Origin of the sequence: Pseudomonas fluorescens, from assembly GCF_019212185.1 — a bacterium.
In the GTDB taxonomy this organism is placed as follows: Bacteria; Pseudomonadota; Gammaproteobacteria; order Pseudomonadales; family Pseudomonadaceae; genus Aquipseudomonas.
Genome location: NZ_CP078138.1, coordinates 5,453,317 through 5,473,843 on the forward strand (window position 1 = coordinate 5,453,317; position 20,527 = coordinate 5,473,843).

Annotated in this window: 24 protein-coding genes; 6 read left to right on the plus strand and 18 right to left on the minus strand. The window is 59.6% G+C overall.

All coding sequences use genetic code 11. The annotated features are described in order from the left end of the window. Positions 1-52: 52 nt before the first annotated feature. Positions 53-646, plus strand: a complete 594-nt coding sequence (locus tag KW062_RS24435; RefSeq protein ID WP_027619553.1) for a phosphoheptose isomerase — start codon at positions 53-55, stop codon at positions 644-646. After that, positions 643-1,221 carry a BON domain-containing protein gene (locus KW062_RS24440; RefSeq protein WP_027619552.1) on the plus strand — a complete coding sequence of 193 codons (579 nt, stop codon included), beginning with the start codon at positions 643-645 and terminating at the stop codon, positions 1,219-1,221. Before KW062_RS24435 ends, KW062_RS24440 begins: the two co-directional genes overlap by 4 nt. Positions 1,222-1,275: 54 nt before the next feature. Here KW062_RS24440 and KW062_RS24445 read toward each other — a convergent pair whose 3' ends face one another. The 7 genes from KW062_RS24445 to rplM form a co-directional block, all read right to left on the minus strand. Then, complete coding sequence (locus KW062_RS24445) at positions 1,276-1,686, minus strand: ClpXP protease specificity-enhancing factor (protein ID WP_105754795.1); 411 nt, start codon at positions 1,684-1,686, stop codon at positions 1,276-1,278. 16 nt (positions 1,687-1,702) lie between these two features. Then, entirely contained in the window at positions 1,703-2,320 is a 618-nt protein-coding gene (locus KW062_RS24450) for a glutathione S-transferase N-terminal domain-containing protein (protein ID WP_027619550.1), read from the minus strand. A 150-nt stretch (positions 2,321-2,470) separates the two neighbouring features. After that, the gene (locus KW062_RS24455; protein ID WP_027619549.1) at positions 2,471-3,253 is read right to left on the minus strand and encodes a cytochrome c1; all 783 of its coding nucleotides are present in this window, start codon (positions 3,251-3,253) and stop codon (positions 2,471-2,473) included. Beyond that, the gene (locus tag KW062_RS24460) at positions 3,253-4,464 is read right to left on the minus strand and encodes a cytochrome b (RefSeq protein WP_027619548.1); all 1,212 of its coding nucleotides are present in this window, start codon (positions 4,462-4,464) and stop codon (positions 3,253-3,255) included. Before KW062_RS24460 ends, KW062_RS24455 begins: the two co-directional genes overlap by 1 nt. Beyond that, positions 4,464-5,057 carry a ubiquinol-cytochrome c reductase iron-sulfur subunit gene (gene petA / locus KW062_RS24465; RefSeq protein ID WP_027619547.1) on the minus strand — a complete coding sequence of 198 codons (594 nt, stop codon included), beginning with the start codon at positions 5,055-5,057 and terminating at the stop codon, positions 4,464-4,466. The genes KW062_RS24460 and petA overlap by 1 nt, the downstream gene beginning before the upstream one ends. Before the next feature lie 253 nt (positions 5,058-5,310). Then, a complete protein-coding gene (gene rpsI / locus KW062_RS24470) occupies positions 5,311-5,703 on the minus strand; it encodes a 30S ribosomal protein S9 (protein ID WP_003228056.1) in 393 nt (130 codons plus the stop codon). 14 nt (positions 5,704-5,717) lie between these two features. After that, positions 5,718-6,146, minus strand: coding sequence for a 50S ribosomal protein L13 (gene rplM / locus KW062_RS24475; protein ID WP_027619546.1), 429 nt, complete (start codon positions 6,144-6,146; stop codon positions 5,718-5,720). A gap of 245 nt (positions 6,147-6,391) precedes the next feature. Here rplM and KW062_RS24480 point away from each other — a divergent pair, with 245 nt between their 5' ends. Next, positions 6,392-7,432, plus strand: a complete 1,041-nt coding sequence (locus tag KW062_RS24480; RefSeq protein WP_105754796.1) for an NADP(H)-dependent aldo-keto reductase — start codon at positions 6,392-6,394, stop codon at positions 7,430-7,432. Between the two features lie 81 nt (positions 7,433-7,513). Here KW062_RS24480 and KW062_RS24485 read toward each other — a convergent pair whose 3' ends face one another. Next, positions 7,514-8,650 carry an acyl-CoA dehydrogenase family protein gene (locus KW062_RS24485; RefSeq protein ID WP_027619544.1) on the minus strand — a complete coding sequence of 379 codons (1,137 nt, stop codon included), beginning with the start codon at positions 8,648-8,650 and terminating at the stop codon, positions 7,514-7,516. Between the two features lie 243 nt (positions 8,651-8,893). Between KW062_RS24485 and KW062_RS24490 the strand changes: the two genes are divergently transcribed. Continuing rightward, positions 8,894-9,790: a GlxA family transcriptional regulator gene (locus tag KW062_RS24490; protein ID WP_177433264.1), complete on the plus strand. Its 897-nt coding sequence runs from the start codon at positions 8,894-8,896 to the stop codon at positions 9,788-9,790. 63 nt (positions 9,791-9,853) lie between these two features. Here KW062_RS24490 and zapE read toward each other — a convergent pair whose 3' ends face one another. From zapE to KW062_RS24505, 3 genes are all read right to left on the minus strand, one after another. Beyond that, positions 9,854-10,948 (minus strand): cell division protein ZapE, encoded by a 1,095-nt coding sequence (zapE, locus tag KW062_RS24495; RefSeq protein ID WP_027619542.1) that lies wholly within the window; start codon positions 10,946-10,948, stop codon positions 9,854-9,856. A 90-nt stretch (positions 10,949-11,038) separates the two neighbouring features. After that, on the minus strand, positions 11,039-12,394 hold the full coding sequence (locus KW062_RS24500; protein ID WP_027619541.1) for a tryptophan--tRNA ligase: 1,356 nt from the start codon (positions 12,392-12,394) through the stop codon (positions 11,039-11,041). A gap of 24 nt (positions 12,395-12,418) precedes the next feature. Then, complete coding sequence (locus tag KW062_RS24505; protein WP_105754798.1) at positions 12,419-13,048, minus strand: alpha/beta hydrolase; 630 nt, start codon at positions 13,046-13,048, stop codon at positions 12,419-12,421. Positions 13,049-13,194: 146 nt separating this feature from the next. Here KW062_RS24505 and KW062_RS24510 point away from each other — a divergent pair, with 146 nt between their 5' ends. Then, positions 13,195-13,629 carry a YhcB family protein gene (locus tag KW062_RS24510; protein ID WP_027619539.1) on the plus strand — a complete coding sequence of 145 codons (435 nt, stop codon included), beginning with the start codon at positions 13,195-13,197 and terminating at the stop codon, positions 13,627-13,629. Between the two features lie 86 nt (positions 13,630-13,715). On the opposite strand, the gene KW062_RS24515 is transcribed toward KW062_RS24510, so the two are convergent. Next, positions 13,716-14,420, minus strand: coding sequence for an OmpA family lipoprotein (locus KW062_RS24515; protein WP_027619538.1), 705 nt, complete (start codon positions 14,418-14,420; stop codon positions 13,716-13,718). A 115-nt stretch (positions 14,421-14,535) separates the two neighbouring features. Further along, a complete protein-coding gene (locus tag KW062_RS24520) occupies positions 14,536-15,180 on the minus strand; it encodes an MBL fold metallo-hydrolase (protein WP_027619537.1) in 645 nt (214 codons plus the stop codon). 98 nt (positions 15,181-15,278) lie between these two features. On the opposite strand from KW062_RS24520, the gene KW062_RS24525 reads away from it, so the two are divergent. After that, complete coding sequence (locus KW062_RS24525; protein ID WP_027619536.1) at positions 15,279-15,494, plus strand: DUF6434 domain-containing protein; 216 nt, start codon at positions 15,279-15,281, stop codon at positions 15,492-15,494. Here the strand turns inward: KW062_RS24525 and KW062_RS24530 are convergent, their stop codons facing one another. The 5 genes from KW062_RS24530 to KW062_RS24550 all read right to left on the minus strand — a co-directional run bounded on the left by KW062_RS24530 (position 15,495) and on the right by KW062_RS24550 (position 20,509). Beyond that, on the minus strand, positions 15,495-15,995 hold the full coding sequence (locus KW062_RS24530) for a methylated-DNA--[protein]-cysteine S-methyltransferase (protein ID WP_027619535.1): 501 nt from the start codon (positions 15,993-15,995) through the stop codon (positions 15,495-15,497). It abuts the gene before it with no gap. Between the two features lie 90 nt (positions 15,996-16,085). Continuing rightward, complete coding sequence (locus tag KW062_RS24535; protein ID WP_027619534.1) at positions 16,086-16,922, minus strand: ABC transporter ATP-binding protein; 837 nt, start codon at positions 16,920-16,922, stop codon at positions 16,086-16,088. Further along, positions 16,910-17,713, minus strand: coding sequence for an ABC transporter permease (locus KW062_RS24540; protein WP_027619533.1), 804 nt, complete (start codon positions 17,711-17,713; stop codon positions 16,910-16,912). Before KW062_RS24540 ends, KW062_RS24535 begins: the two co-directional genes overlap by 13 nt. A gap of 9 nt (positions 17,714-17,722) precedes the next feature. Beyond that, entirely contained in the window at positions 17,723-18,709 is a 987-nt protein-coding gene (locus KW062_RS24545; protein ID WP_105754799.1) for an ABC transporter substrate-binding protein, read from the minus strand. 429 nt (positions 18,710-19,138) lie between these two features. Continuing rightward, on the minus strand, positions 19,139-20,509 hold the full coding sequence (locus KW062_RS24550) for an aspartate aminotransferase family protein (RefSeq protein WP_027619531.1): 1,371 nt from the start codon (positions 20,507-20,509) through the stop codon (positions 19,139-19,141). Between the last annotated feature and the right edge of the window lie 18 nt (positions 20,510-20,527).

A 20,527-nucleotide genomic window follows, 5' to 3' on the forward strand; every position in this document is an offset into this window, starting at 1 on the left:
TGCGGGCCGCACATTGCGGTGCCACCAGGCCGCGCCACTTAAGGTCACACAGATGGACATGCAATCCCGAATTCGCCAGCTTTTTCAGGCCAGCATCGACACCAAGCAACAGGCGATGGACGTACTTGCACCACACATCGAGCAAGCCAGCCAAGTGATGGTCAACGCCCTGCTCAACGACGGCAAAATGCTTTCTTGCGGCAATGGCGGCTCAGCAGGTGATGCCCAGCACTTTTCCTCCGAGCTACTCAATCGCTTCGAGCGTGAGCGCCCGAGCCTGCCAGCCATCGCGCTGACCACCGACAGCTCGACCATCACCTCGATCGCCAACGACTACAGCTACAACGAAATCTTCTCCAAGCAGATTCGCGCTCTGGGCCAACCCGGCGACGTACTGCTGGCGATTTCCACCAGCGGCAACTCGGCCAACATAATTCAAGCGATCCAGGCCGCACATGATCGCGAAATGATTGTCGTAGCAATGACCGGACGCGATGGCGGCGGCATGGCCTCGCTGCTGTTGCCGGAAGACGTCGAGATTCGCGTACCGGCCAATGTCACCGCACGCATCCAGGAAGTCCACTTGCTGGCGATCCACTGCCTCTGCGACTTGATCGATAGCCAACTGTTCGGGAGTGAAGAATGACCCCTAATCGCCTAGGCCTTCTGGCCCTGACCCTATGCCTCGGCATCAGCGGTTGCACCTCGGTGGTTAATGCCAGCCGTGAAAGCCCCATTCAAGATGACCGTGGCACCCGCACCTTCGGCAGCAAGATCGACGACTCCCTGATCGAAACCAAGGTCGGCGTCAACGTTGCCAAGGCCAACCCGGATCTGGACAACAAATCCCACATCGTCGTCTCCAGCTTCAACGGCGTGGTTCTGCTGGCCGGGCAAACGCCCCGCGCCGACCTCAAGGCCCAGGCCGAACAGGCAGCGGCAGCCGTACAACGCGTCAAGACGGTACACAACGAACTGCAGGTGATGCAGCCATCGTCGCTGCTGGCGCGCAATAACGACGCCTGGTTGACCACCAAGATCAAGACCCAGATGCTGGCCGATGCCAACATTCCCGGTTCGCGCATCAAAGTCATCACCGAAAACGGCATCGTCTATCTGCTGGGCCTGCTGACCAAACAGGAAGCCGCCCAGGCCACCAATCTGGTTCAGGGCGTTTCCGGGGTGCAGAAAATCGTCAAACTGTTCGAGTACATCGACTGATGTAATCCGAACGGCAGGCACAAAAAAGGCGATCCATCCGGATCGCCTTTTTTATTACTTCACCACTTTCAGACTTGGCCGCCCGCTTGGGCGCGGCGGCTCGTCGTCCGGTGGCAAATCGTCTTCCGGCTCGAGCTCATCCTCGTCACCTACCGGCGACTCCAGATCGAACACCATGCCCTGCCCATTCTCCCGGGCGTAAATCCCCAGGATCGCCGCGACAGGCACGTACAGAGTGTGCGGCACACCGCCGAAGCGACCCTCGAAACTCACCGCATCGTTGTCCATGTGCAGATGGTGTACAGCTGCAGGCGATACGTTGAGGACAATCTGTCCGTCACTGGCAAATCCCTGCGGCACCTGCACCGACGGAAACTCGGAGTTGACCAGCATGTGCGGGGTGCAATCGTTATCCACAATCCACTCATAGAGCGCACGGACCAGATAAGGTCGACTGGAGTTCATAGCGGCTCCTTAAGCCTTAGCGCATATCGCGTTCGACAGCAGACAGGCTCGCCTGGAATGTCTCACGCGCAAACTGGCGCTCCATATAATCAAGCAGCGGCTTGGCCGGCCGCGGCAGTTCAATACCCAGAATCGGCAAACGCCAGAGTATGGGCAATAGGCAGCAATCCACCAGACTTTGTTCCTCACTGAGGAAAAACGGTTTGTCGGCGAACAGCGGCGAAACGCCCGTGAGGCTTTCACGCAGCTCTTTGCGCGCCTGCGCACGCGCGGGCTCTTTGGTGCGCGAATCCAGGATCAGATCCACCAAGCCACACCAGTCGCGCTGGATGCGGTGCATCAGCAGCCGGCTATTGGCCCGCGCCACAGGATAAACCGGCAATAGCGGCGGATGCGGGTAACGCTCATCCAGATATTCCATCACCACCGTCGACTCCCACAACGCCAGGTCGCGATCGACCAGGGTGGGCAAGCTGCCGTACGGGTTCACTTCGATCAGTTTAGGCGGCTGACGCCCCGCCTCAACGCTGATGATCTCGGCGCTGACACCCTTCTCTGCCAGTACGATGCGCACTCGGTGGGAATAGTGGTCGGCGGGGTCGGAGTAACAGGCCAACCGATTGGTCACGCCCATGGCGGTCCTCCTCGCTTGTTGAAATATTCGTAAGCGGAAAAACGCGCGCGCCCAGAGGGCGCCTCCCGTAACACCTGTTTGACCAGGCCTGTTACGTTTTCAGAGACACCCTTGGGCGCGCGCGGTTAACAGCAATTGCTTGAAGCTTTATCAGTGAACATCTTTCCAGTATTCGCGCTTGAGCAAGTAGGCGAATACGAAGAAGAACGCCAGGTACAGCAATACATAGGTACCAATGCGTTGATGCTCTAGCTTAACCGGGTTAGCCGAGTAAGCGAGGAAGGTTACCAGATTCTTGACCTTCTCATCGAACTGCTCTTCGGTGAGAGCACCGGACTTCGGCACGATGGTCAACTGATCGCACGCTTCATGAGTCAGCGGCGTACCGGTCAGCGGATCATATTGCTTCTTGCCGTCTTCGACGATCTGCACCTGTTTGCAGCCTACGACCTGGCGACCTTGCAGGCCGACCAGCACGTTGGGCATGCCGACGTTCGGGAAGACCTTGTTGTTCACACCCCAAGGGCGTGCAGGATCTTCGTAGAACGATTTCAGGTAACCGTACAGCCAGTCAGTACCACGCACACGGGCGACCAGGGTCAGGTCAGGCGGCGCAGCGCCAAACCATGCCTTGGCGTCCGCCGGCTGCATGCCGATGCTCATGTGGTCGCCGATTTTGGCGCCGGTGAACACCAGGTTCTTGAGCATCAGATCGTGAGGAATACCCAGATCGTCGGCAACGCGCTCGTAGCGCTGGAACTTGGCACTGTGGCAGCCCATGCAGTAGTTGGCGAACGTGCGTGCGCCATCCTGCATAGCCGCTTTATCGGAGACGTCGATATCGACTTTCTCAAGCTCGGGGCCACCGTGTTCAGCCGCAAAGGAGAAGACAGGCAGAGCAGCAAGAATCAGTACAGCAAATAGCTTTTTCATCAGCCAGTCACCCTTTCCGGAACCGGTTTTGTCTTCTCGAGCCGGGTGTAGAACGGCATCAGAATGAAGTAGGCGAAGTACAGGAAGGTGCATACCTGCGACAGCAGCGTACGACCCGGCGTTGGCGCCAGAACCCCCAGTACACCCAGGATCACGAACGAAATGCAGAATACCCACAGCCAGATCTTGCTCATCCAGCCCTTGTAGCGCATGGATTTGACCGGACTGCGGTCAAGCCATGGCAGGACGAACAGCACGGCAATCGCGGCACCCATGGCGATAACGCCCAGGAGTTTGTCCGGCACCGCACGCAAGATCGCGTAGAACGGGGTGAAGTACCAGACCGGAGCGATGTGCTCTGGGGTCTTGAAGGCGTTTGCCACTTCAAAGTTCGGTTTCTCCAGGAAGTAACCGCCCATTTCCGGGAAGAAGAACACGATCGAGCAGAAGATGAACAGGAACACCACCACGCCGACGATATCTTTCACGGTGTAGTACGGGTGGAAAGCAATGCCATCCAGCGGTACGCCGTTCTCGTCTTTGTATTTCTTGATGTCCACGCCATCCGGGTTGTTCGAGCCGACTTCGTGCAGTGCCAGGACGTGCAGTACCACCAGGCCAAGGATAACGATTGGCAAGGCGACCACGTGCAAGGCAAAGAAGCGGTTCAGGGTGATGCCCGAGATCAGGTAGTCACCACGGATCCACTGGGTCAGGTCGTCACCGATAACCGGGATCGCACCGAACAGCGAGATGATCACCTGGGCACCCCAGTAGGACATCTGGCCCCACGGCAGCAGGTAGCCCATGAAGGCTTCCGCCATCAGTGCCAGGTAGATCAGCATACCGAACACCCAGACCAGCTCACGCGGCTTCTGGTACGAACCGTAGAGCAGGCCACGGAACATGTGCAGGTAGACCACGATGAAGAACGCCGAGGCGCCGGTGGAGTGCAGCAAGCGCAGGATCGAGCCGTACTCGACGTCGCGCATGATGTATTCGACGGAGGCAAAGGCCTCTTCCGCCGACGGGGTGTAGCTCATGGTCAGCCAGACACCGGTAACGATCTGGTTAACCAGAACCAGCAGTGCCAGGGAGCCAAAGAAGTAGAAGAAGTTGAAGTTCTTCGGGGCGTAATACTTGCTGAGATGGTCTTCCCACATCTTGGTCGCGGGGAAGCGCGCATCAACCCAATCCATGAACTTGCTCATCACGCTTTCTCCGTGTCGACGCCGACGACGATGATCTCGTCCGACTCATAGGAATGCGGGGGAACTGGCAGGTTCAAAGGCGCAGGCTGCGACTTGTAGACACGGCCAGCCAGGTCGTAGTGGGAGCCGTGGCAAGGACAGAAATAGCCACCTACCCACTTCGGCCCGAGATCGGCGGGCGCCACTTCTGGACGGAAGGTCGGCGAGCAGCCCAGGTGCGTGCAGATACCGATCAGCAGCAGGACCTCTGGCTTGATCGAACGCGTCTTGGGGTCAACGTAGGCCGGCTGTACCGAAGCCTTGGACTCCGGATCGGAGAGGTCACCCTCGATCTTCGTGAGATTGCCGAGAATTTCCGGGGTACGGCGGACAATGAATACCGGCTGGCCGCGCCATTCAGCAATCAATTGCTGGCCTGGCTCGATCTTGCTGACATTCACTTTCACCGGTGCACCTGCGGCTTTCGCCTTGGCACTGGGAAACCATGAACCCACGAACGGGACCGCAGCCCCCACCGCTCCTGCAGCACCCACCACGGATGTGGCTGCTACCAAGAAGCGACGCCGGCCTGTATTCACGCCGTCATTGCTCATCCAGTCCTCTCCCATCAGCTTTGTGGCCTGTTAAATCAGGCATCTACTAAGTAAAAATCTGTACTTATAAAAATTTTGCAGAATGGTAATGAAAAGCCCCAATTCTGACAAGGTAATTACCACCCGTCAGAACCCCAGAGCCTTGTAGTATAGGGGCTCTGTGGCTGTGGCAAGTTGTCACACCAAAAAAACATCGCCCAAAAAAAACGCCCAGCTCCGTGAGGAGACTGGGCGCTTTGAACGCGAAAGCGAATTAACGCTTCGAGTACTGCGGACGCTTACGCGCTTTACGCAGACCAACTTTCTTACGTTCAACTTCACGCGCGTCACGGGTTACGAAGCCCGCTTTACGCAGAGCGCTGCGCAGAGTTTCGTCGTAGTCCATCAGGGCACGAGTGATACCGTGGCGGATTGCGCCAGCTTGACCACTTACACCACCGCCGATAACGGTGACGTAGATGTCGAACTTCTCGACGGTCTCGGTCAGTTCCAGCGGCTGACGAACTACCATGCGGGCAGTTTCGCGACCGAAGAAGTTATCCAGGGAGCGGTTGTTGATGGAGATGTTACCAGTGCCCGGACGCAGGAAAACGCGTGCGGTTGCGGTCTTGCGACGGCCAGTGCCGTAATTTTGAGTCGCCGACATAATGAACTATTCCGTTAAATCTTCAGTTCTTGGGGCTGCTGAGCAGTATGAGGGTGTACAGCGCCCGCATAGACTTTCAGCTTACGGTACATGTCACGACCCAGCGGGTTCTTAGGCAGCATGCCTTTAACCGCGGTCTCGATCACGCGCTCAGGGGCCTTGGCGATCAGCTTTTCAAAGTTGATCGACTTGATGCCGCCCGGGAAACCGGAGTGGGAGTAGTACATTTTATCAGTGGTTTTAGCACCGGTAACACGGATCTGCTCAGCGTTGATTACGACGATGTAGTCGCCGGTATCTACGTGAGGAGTGTACTCAGGCTTGTGCTTGCCACGCAGACGGCTCGCGATTTCGGTGGCCAGACGACCCAGGGTCTGACCAGCAGCGTCGACGACGAACCAGTCGCGCTGTACTGTTTCCGGTTTAGCAGTAAAAGTTTTCATTCTTTATAGCCTCAGGGGCCGCCTGTAAATTTAGACGGCGGATCTTACTGAATAGTGCGTACTTTGACAAGTCAAAGGCAGCCGGATACAGACGCTTTCGGGGGCTCGGGTCGGCGCGTCCGTTCAACGGCAAGATTCTTCGGCGGCGGCGCATCACTTCCACTGCAGAAAGAGGTGCGCAATTATGCAGATTGCGAAAAATATTTCAACCTGCTTTTATGATTGTTTTGCCAAGGGAGCACCCGATGGACTATCGCCAGCTAGGCCGCACCGATCTCAAAGTGAGTGCCATCTGCCTCGGAACCATGACCTGGGGTGAGCAGAACAGCGAGGCCGAGGCCTTCGCCCAGATCGAAAGAGCCAAGGGCGCCGGGATCAATTTCCTCGATACGGCCGAGATGTATCCGGTGCCACCAAAAGCCGAGACCTACGCCAGCACCGAGCGTTATATCGGCAACTATTTCAAGAGCCGTGGCGATCGCGCCGACTGGATCCTCGCCAGCAAGATCGCCGGTCCGGGCAACACCATCGACTACATCCGTGACGGCCACCTCAAGCACAACCGCGAACACATCGTCCAGGCTCTGGATGCCAGCCTCAAGCGCCTGCAGACCGACTGGATCGACCTCTACCAGTTGCACTGGCCGGAGCGCAGCACTAACTTTTTCGGCCAACTGGGCTACAAGCACAAGAGCGAGGTCAACCTGACGCCGCTCGAAGACACCCTTGAAGCGCTGGATGAACAGGTCAAGGCCGGGAAGATCCGCCACATTGGCCTGTCCAACGAAACCCCGTGGGGCACCATGCGCTTCCTCGCCCTGGCCGAGGCCCGTGGCTGGCCACGCGCGGTAACGATCCAGAACCCCTACAACCTGCTCAACCGCAGCTTCGAAGTCGGCCTGGCAGAAATTGCCATCCGCGAACAATGCGGCCTGCTCGCCTATTCGCCCCTGGCGTTCGGTTTCCTGTCGGGCAAATACGAAGGTGGCGCACGTCCGCCAAAAGGCCGCCTGAGCCTCTACAGCCGCTTCAGTCGCTATTTCAACCCACAGTCGGAAGCGGCGTGCAGCCGTTATGTCGCACTGGCCCGCGAACACGGCATGGACCCGGCGCAAATGGCCCTGGCCTTCGTCACCCAGCAGCCGTTCGTCACCAGCAACATCATCGGCGCGACCACCCTTGAGCAACTGGACAGCAACATTGCCAGTTTTGATTTGACGTTGTCGGATGAGGTGCTGGAGGGGATTGAGGCGATTCACCGGGATCACCCGAATCCGGCGCCTTGATCGACCGCTAAAAGCTTCGCGGGCAAGCCCGTTCCTACAGGAGCGAGCCTGCTCGCGAAACGATCTGTCGTCAGCCGCAGATCAAAGCGCCCGCGCAATAATCTCCTTCATGATTTCATTGGTCCCGGCATAGATCCGCTGCACCCGCGCATCCGCCCAGGCCCGGGCGATCGGGTATTCCCACATGAAGCCGTAGCCGCCATGCAGTTGCACGCACTCGTCGAGCACCTGGCATTGCAGGTCGGTCCCCCAATACTTCGCCATCGCGGCCGTCGGCACGTCGAGTTTGCCTTGCAGGTGCAGTTCCAGGCAGCGATCGACAAATACCCGGCCAATCTGAATCTGTGTGGCCATTTCCGCCAGCTTGAAGCGGGTGTTCTGGAAATCCGCGATCGACTTGCCGAACGCCTTGCGCTCACGGGTGTATTCCAAGGTCCACTGCAACGCCGCTTCCGCCGAGGCCAGACCACCGATCGCCACCGTCAACCGCTCCTGGGGCAACTCCTGCATCAAGTAGGCAAAACCCATCCCGGCCTGCCCCAGCAAGTTCTCCTTGGGCACCCGCACGTCCTGGAAGAACAGTTCGGAAGTGTCCTGGGCCTTCATCCCCACCTTCTCCAGACGCTTGCCCTTATCGAAACCCGGCGTGCTTGCCTCCACCAGGAACAGGCTGGTGCCCTTGGCGCCCGCCTTTGGATCGGTCTTGGCCACCACGATCACCAGGTCCGCCAGAAAGCCGTTGGTGATAAAGGTTTTTGAGCCATTGATCACGTACTCGTCGCCATCCAGCACCGCGGTGGTCTTCACCCCTTGCAGATCGGAACCGGCGCCAGGCTCGGTCATGGCGATGGCGGTGACCATTTCCCCGGAGACCAACTTGGGCAGGTATTTGTGTTTCAGGGCTTCACTGCCGTAATGCAGGATGTACGGCGCGACGATATCCGAATGCAGGGAAAACCCAATCCCGGTCAAACCGAGGCGCCCTACCTCCTCGATCACCACCGCGCTGTAAAGGAAGTCCGCCCCCAGACCGCCGTATTGCTCCGGCAAATGAGAGCACAGCATCCCCGCCTCCCCCGCCTTGTTCCACAGCGTACGATCGATGAAACCCTGTTTTTCCCACTGCGCATGGAACGGCACCGCCTCTTTTTCGAGGAAAGTTCGGACGCTGTCACGGAACAGTTCGTGCTCGGAGCTAAACAGGGTTCTAGGGATCATCGGGGCACCTGTAATTATTGTTGGCCGAAAATGAATCCAGAGACTAAGCCGACCACCTGCAACAGGACACTGGACACATCCGCCAAAAAATAAGACGATCCAGCCGCTTGGTGACCACTTTCCCCTATAAGAATAAATTGAATTATGTCTACCCAATCCTCTGCGCCATTGCGGCGCGTCAGCATCCTGGCGATCGACCGGGTTTTTGCCTATACCCTCATGCAGGCCAAGGATTTCTTCCATCTGGCCAGCCTGCGCTACGGTAAACAACAGGGCCAGGGCCTCACTCCCGGCTTTGAAACCCGCGTTGTCAGTCCCGACGGCAACCCCGTCAACAGTTTCAGTGATGTGCTCATGCCGGTGGACGGCGGCCTGGAAAATACCGACGTGATCATCCTCCCGGCCTTCTGGGACGATTTCGAGACCATTTGCCAGCGTTATCCACAGGTGTTGCCGTGGCTGCGTGAACAGCATGCACGAGGCGCGGTGCTCTGCGGTGAAGCGACCGGCGTGTTCTGGCTCGCCGAAGCCGGCCTGCTCGATGGCAAGGAAGCGACCACCTACTGGCGTTTCTTCAATGCCTTTGAGGAGCGCTTTCCCAACGTCCAACTGAATAAAGACAAGCACCTCACGGATGCCGACAACCTGTTCTGCGCCGGCGGCACCACGTCGGCCTGCGATCTTTACATCTACCTGATCGAGCGTTTCTGTGGCGCCAACGTCGCCCAGGCCGTTGCCCGCGACATCCTCTACGAAGTGCAGCGCAACTACTCTCCCGGACGCATCGGTTTTGGCGGGCAGAAGCTGCACCAGGATGTAATCATCCTGCAGATCCAGCACTGGCTCGAAGAGCATTTCGCCGACAAGTTCCGTTTCGAGGATGTCGCCCGCGAACACGGCATGAGCATCCGCAATTTCATGCGCCGCTTCCAGACGGCCACCGGCGACAAGCCGCTGCACTACCTGCAAAGGCTGCGCATCGAAACCGCCAAAGGCCTGCTGTCAGGCAGTCGCAAAAGTATCAAGACCATCAGCTACGAAGTCGGCTACGACGATGCGAGCTTCTTCGCACGGCTGTTCCGCCAACACACCGAACTGTCGCCGAACCAGTATCGCCAGCAGTTCCAGCAAGCCGCCTGATTACAGGTGCAGCACACAAAAAAAGGGCCTGCATTGCAGGCCCTTTTTTGCATCCGTGTCCGCTTAAGGCTTGTGCGCCCGCGACAGGAATTCGTGGGATTGCATCTCCAGCAGACGGCTCAGGGTGCGCTGGAACTCGAAGTTCAGGCGACCGCCGGTGTATAGATCCTTGAGCTCGACTTCAGCAGAAATGATCAGCTTGACGTTACGATCATAGAACTCGTCGACCATGTTGATGAAGCGACGGGCGATGTCGTCGGTGGTCACGCTCATCTGCTCCACGCCACTGAGTAACACGGCGTGGAAGATCTTGCCGAGTTCGATGTAGTCGTTCTGGCTCCGTGGGCCGTCGCACAGTTCGCGGAAGTCGAACCAGGCCACGTCGTCGCAGGTGCGCAGGGCACGGATCTCGCGGTTCTCGATGATCAATACGTCATTTTCAACGGCTGCCGTGCATTCCGGAGTGAGTGCGCGGAAGCTTTTGCGCAGGCTCTCGTGGGACGCTTCGTCGAGCGGGAAGTGAAACAACTCCGCTTGCTCAAGATGGCGAAGACGGTAATCGACGCCGCTGTCGACGTTGACGATGTCGGTGTTCTGCTTGATCAACGCAATCGCGGGCAGGAAGCGCGCACGTTGCAGACCGTCCTTGTACAGGCCATCCGGCACGATGTTCGAGGTCGCGACCAGGGTCACGCCGTTCTTGAACAACTCTTCCATCAGAGTGCCGAGAATCATCGCGTCGGTGATGTCGGACACGAAGAATTCATCGAAGCAGATCACCCGCGCTTCGGCGGCAAAGCGCTTGGCGATGATGGTCAGCGGGTTCTTCTCGCCGCCCAGGGTTTTCATCTCTTCGTGCACGCGCTTCATGAAGCGGTGGAAGTGCGTCCGGGATTTCTCCTTGAACGGCAACGCTTCGAAGAAGGTATCGACCAGGTAGGTCTTGCCGCGACCCACGCCGCCCCAGAAATACAGGCCCTTGACTGGCGCCTGGTCCTTCTTGCCGAACAGTTTGCCGAGCAGGCCCGGCTTGTTTTGCGAGGCCGCGATCAGGTCGTCGTACAGGCGCTGCAAATGACGCACAGCAGTTTCCTGGGCGGCGTCATGGAAGAATTCCGGACGTTTGAGATCAGCTTGATATCGTTCTAGGGGCGTCATAATTCGTTAGCAAGGCAACAAAAACGGGCCGACACTGTAGCGACGGCCCTGAAGAATGGCAATCGGCCCTTGGTCGGGCCGGGCCGTTGTTTATTCCTGAACGGGGGTCAGCGCGACGCGCAAGGCCTCGATGGCCAGGTCCCGCGCTGCGCCGTCGGCGAACGCCGGGCTGTCGCCGACGCACTCGCCTTCCAGCCAGACACTGAAGCTCGACCCTTCGCTGCGTACGTCCAGCGCCTGGCCGGATTGCAGTTGTTTGGTCACCTGACCGGCGGTCTTGCCGTCGGCGAAATTGCGCGACAACAGCAATTGCTCGCCATCCGCCGCCAGCAGACGGAAACGGAAACTGCCGTCGTCTTCACGGAAACTGACGAAACGCGCAGCTTTGGCCGCCTTCTTCTTGGTGCTGGCAGCGACCTGGGTCTGAGTGACGAACGAACGCAGGCCGACCGCTTCACGCAACTGCTGCAGGAATGGTGTCGCCACCGCACGGGCTTTTTTCGCGCCCATTTGCAGGATGTCTTCCAGGTCCGCCGGACGAGCGATCAACTGGTGATAACGCTCGCGGGACTCACCCAGCTCGGCATCGAGCAACTGGAACAGACGGTTCTTCGCCTCACCCCAGCCCAGGCCCTGCACCAGCTCACCGTGGAACTCGGCGGCTTGCGCCGGTGTGGCGAAGGCCTGGTACAAGGTGAACAGGTGCGAGTTGTCCGGGTCCTTGGCTTCGCCCGGGGCGCGCGAGTCGGTGACGATGCGCGAGATCGCGTCCTTCATCTCCTTGGCGCTGCTGAACAACGGAATGGTGTTGTCGTAGCTCTTGGACATCTTGCGACCGTCGAGGCCTGGCAAGGTGGCGACGCTTTCCTCGATCAGCGCTTCGGGCAGGGTGAAGAACTCCTGGCCCTGACCAAACAGGTGGTTGAAGCGTTGGCCGATGTCGCGGGCCATTTCCACGTGCTGGATCTGATCTCGACCGACCGGCACTTTGTGCGCGTTGAACATCAGGATGTCCGCCGCCATCAGCACCGGGTAGCTGTACAGGCCCATAGTGATGCCGGCATCCGGGTCTTCACCGGTCTCCAGATTTTTATCCACCGAGGCCTTGTAAGCGTGGGCACGGTTGAGCAGGCCCTTGGCCGCAACGCACGTCAGCAACCAGGTCAACTCGGGGATTTCCGGGATGTCGGACTGGCGATAAAAGGTTGCTCGCTCGACATCGAGGCCACCGGCCAGCCAGGTCGCGGCGATTTCCAGACGCGAGCGCTGGATGCGCAGCGGGTCATCGCATTTGATCAGCGCGTGGTAATCCGCCAGGAAGTAGAAGGAATCGGCATTGCTGTCACGGCTGGCGACGATCGCCGGGCGAATCGCGCCCGCGTAGTTGCCCAGGTGCGGGGTGCCAGTGGTGGTGATGCCGGTAAGGATGCGCGTACGAGTCGTCATGGGTAATCGCTTGTCTGACTGCATTCAATTCGAAAGGCGCGGCAGGAGCAGATCCTTGAGATCGGTCAGCTTGCCGTGAAAAAAGTGTCCGCATTCTGCCACTTTCAGCAGCTCATGGGGGCGATCAAGGTTTTCGGACCAGTCGTAAACCAGCTGTGGGTCGATGACTTCGTCGGTTTCCGGCTGGATCAGGGTCAAGGTGCAGTGCTGTGGCAACTGATCCTGGCTGCCCAAGCGCATCACCGCTGGCGCCACCATGAACAATCGGGTGAGACTTTCGCCCTCGGCCTCCAGGCGTCCGCCGAGGCTGGCAGCAACGAAACCGCCGAAGGAAAAACCCATAAGGGTCATCGGCAACTCGGGGTGCTTTGCGCGCAACCAACGGGCGGCAGCCTGGGCGTCATCGACTTCTCCGGTGCCCATGTCATGGCTGCCGGCACTCGCGCCGACGCCACGGTAGTTGAAGCGCAAGGTGATAAACCCGGCGTCACGGGCGGTGCGCTGCAAGGTCGAAACGACTTTATTGAGCATGGTGCCGCCTTGCACCGGATTGGGGTGACAAATCAGCGCCAGGCCCCGTGGTTCGGGGGAATCCAGGTACAAGGCTTCCATTTGACCCACCGGGCCATCAATCACTACAGGGGTTTCACGCATAAGCAAGGAAGGAACTCCGTGACCTCTCGAAGGGTCGACTCGTCTAGCTAAAAGTCTGTGCCTGGCATAATTGCGATCTCATCGCGGTATACAGCGCAGGTCCGAGCCGTTAACGTAAAGCAAAGCCGTTTATAGAGGAAGGACTCGTGGAACACTCGCTCTTAGTTTGGTTGTTGCCGACTCTTGCCCTGGTTGCCGGTGTCGCCATTGGATTCCTGGTTGCTCGCCTGCTGCCCAATGCCGTGCCCAACAGCACGCAACGTCAGCTGGATGACATTCAGGAACGTTTTGACAGCTATCAGAATGAAGTGGTTACCCACTTCAACAGCACCGCAACGCTGGTGAAGAAACTCACTCAGAGCTACCAGGAAGTGCAGGATCACCTGGCCGAGGGCGCCAATCGTCTGGCCCTGGACGAGCAGACTCGCCAACGCCTGCTGGCTGCCCTGCATGCCGACGCCGGGCATGCACCACGGGAACGCCTGACGCCACCGCGCGACCAGGAACCGCCTCGCGACTACGCGCCAAAGACGCCTAACGCTCCGGGCATGCTCGACGAGCACTACGGCCTGAAAAAGTAATACGCCTTCAGCGCCAATAAAAAGCCCTCGGCCAATGACTTGACCGAGGGCTTTTTCATGCCCGCCGATTACTCAGGCATTCAGCATTACTGCTGACCACCATACTGCTGACCAGGGATCGCCTTGAGGTTGACCTCGACACGGCGGTTCTGAGCACGGCCGTTGACGTCGCTGTTGCTCGCGATCGGATTGTCCGGACCGGCGCCACGGGCGCTCAGGTTGGCACCGCTCACGCCTTGCGAAGTCAGGTAGGTCGCTACGCTCTGCGCCCGACGCTGGGACAGGTCCATGTTGTGCTGGCGGCTGCCGGTGCTGTCGGTGTAGCCGACGATTTCGATCTGGTTCTGGCTGAACTCTTTCAGCGAACCGGCCAGGTTGTTCAGCGGCTGGTAGAAGCTCGGAGCGATGTTCGCCGAATCGGTGGCGAAAGTGATGTTGCCCGGCATGATCAGCTTGATCTGATCGCCCTGACGCTGCACTTCAACCCCGGTATTGGCCATACTGGCGCGCAGTTTCTTTTCCTGCTGGTCGGCGTAGTAGCCATAGCCGGCGGCGGAAGCACCGACCACCGCAGCGCCAATCAGCGCGCCCTTGCCACGGTTATCGTGGTTGATCGCGGCACCGGCGAGGGCACCGGCCAGCGCACCCAGGCCACCGTACTTGGCAGTTTTGCTCATGCCCGTGGAGCCGCCGTCGGCCTGACCCTGGTTGTCATACGGGTTGGGCGATGCACAGCCAGACAACAAGGCCACGGCGGTAGCGACAATAATCAAACGACGCGAGGTGAACATGGAGAGCTCCTACTTTTTCATTCTGTGGTGCAACGGACGTTAGCAAAAGACCCCTGCGGGCGTTGGAACACGGCAACCGGCAAAAATTCCGTGAGCGGCCCCGACGTCGGGAAAATCAGGCCCGTACGAACGGGTTTTCACGCATTTCATCGCCAAGACGGGTATCTGGACCATGTCCGGCGACCACGGTGGCCTCTTCATCAAGGGTATACAGGCGCTGCTTGATCGAGCGCACGATGGTGGCCTGATCGCCGCCCCACAGGTCGGTCCGCCCTACCCCGCGCCGAAACAAGGTGTCACCGGCAATCAGCAGCTTAGCCTCTGCAAACCAGAAGCTCATGGAACCCGGCGTATGCCCGGGCGTGTGCAACGCCACCCCGCAACCGCAGGCCAACTCTTCATCGTCCTCCAGCCAGCGGTCCGGCGACGGCACCGGGACGTAAGGCACGCGAAACATCTGGCATTGCATCTCCAGATTGTCCCAGAGGAACTGGTCTTCCTTGTGCAGGTGCAGGGTGGCGCCGGTTTTTTCCTTCAATTGGCCCGAGGCGAGGAAGTGATCCAGATGCGCGTGGGTATGAATGATGCTCACCAGCTTCAGGCCCAGGGCCTCGAGACGCGCCAGAATCAACTCATGATTGCCACCCGGGTCGACGACGATGGCCTTTTTGGTGATCGGATCGCCAATGATCGTGCAGTTGCACTGCAACGGGCCGACGGGGAAGGTTTCGCGGATCAGCGCGGGTTTGGCAGCGTCCATGAGTGTTCCTGGAGAGAGTTAATCGACTATTCTGGCACAGCCGCTGGGCGTCGCCGATGGCGCGAGCGTTACAAAATCATCGCAAGGAAGCCGCATTCATGACATTCAACTGGCACAGCGACACGCTGACCGTCACCACCCCCATCGACCTAACCTACAAGAACACCCAGAACGTGCGCCGCTTCATGCACGAGCACTGCGGCGCCGAGTTCAAGTTTGACCGCGACTTCATGGCTTGGATCCGCAGCGGAATCCCGGCCACCCTGGGCGATGTGGTCGATGAATACCGTCGGCGACAGACGGCAAAGTGCTGATCAGAACCCCAGTGGCAGGGTCTCCCGGCCTTCCAGCCCCAACAGATACTGCTTGGCTTCCAGCCCGCCGGCGAACCCGGTCAGGCTGCCCGATGCACCAATCACCCGGTGGCAGGGTGCGACGATCGACAGCGGGTTCTTGCCGTTGGCCGCGCCCACCGCGCGAACCGCCTTGGGGCTGCCGATTTGCTGGGCAATCTGGCTGTAGCTGCGGGTTTCGCCGAAGGGGATGGTGAGCAAGGCCTGCCAGACTTTTTGCTGGAACTCGGTGCCGGCAAAGTCCAGTGGCAGCTCGAAGCGGTCGCGCTCACCGACGAAATACTGCTTGAGCTGGCGCTCGGTTTCCTGCAGCAGCGGGTTGTGGATATCTTCCTGCAGCGGGCCGATGCGCACCCGATTGAGTTTTTCGTTTTCCCAGAGGATGGCGCACAGTTTGTCGCCCCGGGCGATCAGGGTCAGGGTGCCAACGGGCGAAGGCAGCCGCTTGAATACGTAGGACATGGGAGGCTCCTGGGTCAGAGAACGTATTCAGGGTAATTCGGGATTCAAACGCAAGAACTACGTTTCTTGCGTTTGAATTTGCCCCATCGATCAGTGCGCCTCCTCCAGCTCATCATGCAGCAGGCCGAAGATCTCGCGTTTCATCTCGATGAACGAGCGCTCCATGACCATATCCAGCGTGCGCGGGCGCTCGATGGGCACGTCGAGGATCTGCTTGATCCGCCCCGGGCGAGCGCCCATGACGTAGACCCGGTCGCCGAGCAGGATGGCTTCATCGATATCGTGGGTGACGAACAGCACGGTTTTTTTGCTGTTGCCCCAGACCCGCAACAGCAGTTGCTGCATTTGCAGGCGTGTCTGGCTGTCGAGGGCGCCGAAAGGTTCGTCCATCAACAGGATCTGCGGGTCGTTGGCCAGGGCGCGGGCGATGGCCACGCGCTGCATCATGCCGCCGGAGAGCTGCTTGGCGTAGTTGTCGGCGAAAGCGCTCAAGCCGACTTCGTTGACGTAGTAATCAACAATTTCCTTGCGCTTGGCGGCCGGCATCCCGCGCCGCTTGAGACCAAATTCAACGTTCTGCCGCACAGTCAGCCACGGAAACAGGGTGTAGCTCTGAAACACCATGCCGCGATCGGCACCGGGGCCCTCGACTTGCTGGCCGCCGACGTAGATCTCGCCTTCGGTGGGCTCCGCCAGGCCAGCGGTCAGGTACAGCAAGCTGGATTTGCCGCAGCCTGAAGGGCCGACCAATACCGCAAACTGCTGGTCCGGCACCTCGAACGAGACCTTTTCCAGCGCGCTGAAAACGCCGCCATCAGGTTTCTGATAACGCAGGCTGACCTTGTCGACCTGCAGGCGCGGGGCGGCGCTGATGGCAGCCGCTCGGGGAGTATCAAAACGGTGAGTGGCAGCGCTTACTGAGCCCATGCGGCGATCCTCAGGCGAAGGAAACGGAACAGTTGGTCGGTGATCAGGCCCAGCAGGCCGATGATCGCGATGGCGAGGAAAATCACGTCAACCTGGAAGCCACGCATGGCCTTGAGGCTCAGGTAACCCAGGCCGCTGGAGGCGGCCACCAGTTCGGCGACCACCAGGTAGGTCCAGGCCCAGCCCATGGTCACGCGTAAGGTGTCGAGTACGCCGGGCAAGGACGCCGGGGCGATCACATGCAGCACCGCATCACGCCGGCTGGAACCGAGGGTGTAGGACGCGTTGATCAGATCCTTGGAAATGCCCTTGGAGACGTCGGCAATCATCACCAGTTGCTGAAAGAACACGCCGAAGATAATCACCGACACCCGTTGCTCCAGACCGATGCCGATCCACAGGATGAACAACGGCACGAACGAGGTGACCGGCAGGTAGCGGATGAAGTTGACCATCGGCTCGAGGAACGCCTGAACGATACGGAAGCTGCCCATCAGCAGGCCCAGCGGCACTGCCACCAGCGACGACACGATGAAACCCACCATCACCACTTCCAGGCTCGCCCACACATGCTGGCCGAGGGTGCCATCGCGGCTCAGTCGCGCAGCCGCTTCCACCACCGCACCCGGGGTCGGCAGGAACATCCCCGGCACCACGCCGCCGTACGACAACCCCGCCCACAGGCCCACCAACAGCACCCAGGCCAGGCCACTGGCGCTCCAGATGACCTTGACCGGCAAAGCCGTCTTGGGCGTGACACAGCGGCTCAACCATGAATTGCGCTTGAACATGACAGTCTCCTAGAGCGGGCTGACGAAGCGGTTGTCGACCAGTTCGTCGTGGCTGACGTTGTAGGGTTTGCCTTGCAGTTCGCTGGCGGTTTCGTTGGCCAGCTTGATCAGCGCGGCGCTGTCGCCCGGTTTGCCCGGGGAGCCGAGGAGTTTTTCGCTCATGGCCTGGTCGTAGAAGCGCACGCCTTTGGCCGCGGCCGCCAGTTCCTTCGGATCGGAGAGATAGCCACCGACACCCTTGGCCATGATCTCGTAGGCTTTTTCCGGATGATCCTGGGTGTACTTCACGGCCTTGTACAAGCCCGAGACCAGCGCCTTGACGTCGTCCGGTTGTTTCTCGATGACGTCGCAGTTAAGCGCCACCACGTCGACGATCACCCCCGGCGTGGTGCTGCTGTCGATCAGCACTTTGCCTTGCTGCTTGTCACGGACCATCGACAGGTGCGGCTCCCAGGTCACCGCGGCCGGCACGCGCCCGGCGATGAAGGCGGTGGCGGCATCGTCGGCGGTCATGTTCTGCACGGTGATGTCACTCATGCTCATGCCGTTCTTTTTCAGCAGGTAGGACAACCAGAACTGCGAGGTCGACCCCTCGTTCACCGCCACGGCCTTGCCCTTGAGTTCCTGCAGGCTCTTGACCTCCTTGCCGACCAGCACACCGTCGCCACCGTGGCTGTCATCCAGGGCCGCCACGGCCTTGAAGCAGAACTGCGGACGGTATTTCAGCACTTCGTCGATGGTCGACGCCGAACCGGACAGTTGACCCGATGCCTGGGCGGCCATGTACATCGCCGCTTCTTCCACCACCGGCAGTTCGACCGTCAGGCCGTTTTCCTTGAAGTAACCCAGGTCCTGGGCCAGATACAAGGTGCCGTAGCCGACCCAAGTGGTATGGCCGATGGACAGTGTCCCGGCCTGGGCGCTGCTGGCGGCTGTGGCGGCGATAGCGGTGACCGCCAGCGGATGGGCAAAACGCGTTAGCAAGGACTTGATCATGGAGCACTCCCACAGCTGTTGATTTGATTGTGTGTTGCGGGGCAGTACGGCCAGCGGCCTCGAACAGGTGGTGCAGGCGGTCTCTGACTGGACCTTGAAGGGTCAGCGTTGGGCTGACTGGCCAGACGAATGTTGGCCCATGGGCGCGGTGAGGAAAATGAGGAAATATGTGGATGCGAATGAGCAAAAAACTCGCTAGAGCGCCCTGAAAATGGGCGCACTGGGCAGGGTTGCCCGGGCTGGGTGCACGGCCCGGAAAATGACTGGAACTGGCAAAAAGCAATCGCGGCGGTGCGACAACTCGACAAGCCCGCTCCCACAGGTCAGGTGTCGAGCCCAAAACTTGCAGCCGACACCGATTCAACTGTGGAAGCGGGCTTGTCGAAACGTCGTACCGCCGCGATTAGCCTTCAAGACCTTGCTAAAAAATCAAAGCCGACCAAATTCCCGCGCCGTGCGATCCACCGCCTTCAAGGTCTTGCCTATCAGCTCATCAACTTCCTCACGACTGGCAATCAACGCCGGCGCCATGATCATCCGGCCCAGCGTCGAGCGAATAATCACCCCCTCCTCAAAGCCGATCGTGCGGCAGCGCCAGGCGATGTCGTTTTCATTGGCAAAGCGCTTGCGCGTGTCCCGATCCTCGGCCAGTTGCAGTGCCGCGACCATGCCCGTGCCCTGGATATCGCCCACCAGCGGGTGCTGGCCGAACACCTCGCGCAGGCATTGCTGCAGGTAAGGCCCGATATCGTCCTTGACCCGACTGACCACCCCTTCGTCGCGCAGCGCCTTGAGGTTGGCAATGGCCACGGCGGCCGCCACCGGATGCCCGGAGTACGTCAGGCCGTGGGCAAAGACACCGCCCTGCTCCACCAGCACCTGAGCCATTTTTTTCGACAGCACCAAGCCGCCCATGGGGATATAGCCAGAGGTCAAGCCCTTGGCGATGGACAGGGTGTCCGGCTCGAAACCGAAGTACTCGTGGGCAAACCATTCACCGGTACGCCCGAAGCCGCCAATCACTTCATCGGCGCACAACAGCACGTCGTATTGGCGGCAGATACGCTGAATCTCCGGCCAATAACTCGCCGGCGGGAAGATCATGCCTCCCGCGCCCTGGAAGGGTTCGGCGATAAAGCCGGCGACTTTGTCCGCACCCAGCTCGATGATTTTTTCCTCCAGTTGTCGCGCCGCCCGCAGACCGAATTCCTCTGGCGTGAGGTCGCCTTCGTGGGCGAAGAAATAAGGTTCGTCGATGTGCGCGATGTCCGGGATCATCCCGCCCATTTCGTGCATGAACTTCATGCCGCCCAGCGCCGTGGCGGCCAGGGTCGAGCCGTGATAACCGTTCCAGCGCCCGATCATCACCTTCTTCTCGGGCTTGCCCAGCACTTGCCAGTAACGGCGCACGGTGCGGATCAGCACTTCGTTGGCCTCGGAGCCGGAGTTGGTGTAGATCGCGTGGCTGTAGTGCCCCGGCAGCAGACTGAACAGCAGTTCAGACAGCTCGATCACTTGCGGGTGGGTGGTGTGGAAAAACATGTTGTAGTAGGGCAACTGCTCCAGTTGCTGGCTGGCGGCAGCGGCCAGGTCCTTGCGCCCGTAGCCAAGGTTGGTGCACCACAGCCCCGACATGCCGTCCAGGTAGCGCCGACCATCGTTGTCCCACAGGTACAGGCGTTCGCCACGGACCATCACGCGCGGCCCTTCGTCGTTGAGGGCTTTCTGATCGACAAAGGCGTGGATGTGGTGTGCAGCATCGGCGGCCTGGTAGTCGCGGGTTTCACGTGGGGTGGTCATCGCCAGTTCTCCGTTGTG

Coding starts and splice junctions, on each gene's coding strand:
- KW062_RS24485 (WP_027619544.1), bottom strand. CDS start 8,650: ATGATCCCTAGAACCCTGTTTAGCTCCGAGCACGAACTGTTCCGTGAC.
- KW062_RS24540 (WP_027619533.1), bottom strand. CDS start 17,713: ATGTTCAAGCGCAATTCATGGTTGAGCCGCTGTGTCACGCCCAAGACG.
- KW062_RS24460 (WP_027619548.1), bottom strand. CDS start 4,464: ATGAGCAAGTTCATGGATTGGGTTGATGCGCGCTTCCCCGCGACCAAG.
- KW062_RS24440 (WP_027619552.1), top strand. CDS start 643: ATGACCCCTAATCGCCTAGGCCTTCTGGCCCTGACCCTATGCCTCGGC.
- zapE (WP_027619542.1), bottom strand. CDS start 10,948: ATGACGCCCCTAGAACGATATCAAGCTGATCTCAAACGTCCGGAATTC.
- KW062_RS24435 (WP_027619553.1), top strand. CDS start 53: ATGGACATGCAATCCCGAATTCGCCAGCTTTTTCAGGCCAGCATCGAC.
- KW062_RS24450 (WP_027619550.1), bottom strand. CDS start 2,320: ATGGGCGTGACCAATCGGTTGGCCTGTTACTCCGACCCCGCCGACCAC.
- KW062_RS24535 (WP_027619534.1), bottom strand. CDS start 16,922: ATGGGCTCAGTAAGCGCTGCCACTCACCGTTTTGATACTCCCCGAGCG.
- KW062_RS24505 (WP_105754798.1), bottom strand. CDS start 13,048: ATGCGTGAAACCCCTGTAGTGATTGATGGCCCGGTGGGTCAAATGGAA.
- KW062_RS24515 (WP_027619538.1), bottom strand. CDS start 14,420: ATGTTCACCTCGCGTCGTTTGATTATTGTCGCTACCGCCGTGGCCTTG.
- KW062_RS24525 (WP_027619536.1), top strand. CDS start 15,279: ATGACATTCAACTGGCACAGCGACACGCTGACCGTCACCACCCCCATC.
- petA (WP_027619547.1), bottom strand. CDS start 5,057: ATGAGCAATGACGGCGTGAATACAGGCCGGCGTCGCTTCTTGGTAGCA.
- KW062_RS24550 (WP_027619531.1), bottom strand. CDS start 20,509: ATGACCACCCCACGTGAAACCCGCGACTACCAGGCCGCCGATGCTGCA.
- rpsI (WP_003228056.1), bottom strand. CDS start 5,703: ATGTCGGCGACTCAAAATTACGGCACTGGCCGTCGCAAGACCGCAACC.
- KW062_RS24520 (WP_027619537.1), bottom strand. CDS start 15,180: ATGGACGCTGCCAAACCCGCGCTGATCCGCGAAACCTTCCCCGTCGGC.
- KW062_RS24480 (WP_105754796.1), top strand. CDS start 6,392: ATGGACTATCGCCAGCTAGGCCGCACCGATCTCAAAGTGAGTGCCATC.
- KW062_RS24445 (WP_105754795.1), bottom strand. CDS start 1,686: ATGAACTCCAGTCGACCTTATCTGGTCCGTGCGCTCTATGAGTGGATT.
- KW062_RS24455 (WP_027619549.1), bottom strand. CDS start 3,253: ATGAAAAAGCTATTTGCTGTACTGATTCTTGCTGCTCTGCCTGTCTTC.
- KW062_RS24545 (WP_105754799.1), bottom strand. CDS start 18,709: ATGATCAAGTCCTTGCTAACGCGTTTTGCCCATCCGCTGGCGGTCACC.
- rplM (WP_027619546.1), bottom strand. CDS start 6,146: ATGAAAACTTTTACTGCTAAACCGGAAACAGTACAGCGCGACTGGTTC.
- KW062_RS24530 (WP_027619535.1), bottom strand. CDS start 15,995: ATGTCCTACGTATTCAAGCGGCTGCCTTCGCCCGTTGGCACCCTGACC.
- KW062_RS24500 (WP_027619541.1), bottom strand. CDS start 12,394: ATGACGACTCGTACGCGCATCCTTACCGGCATCACCACCACTGGCACC.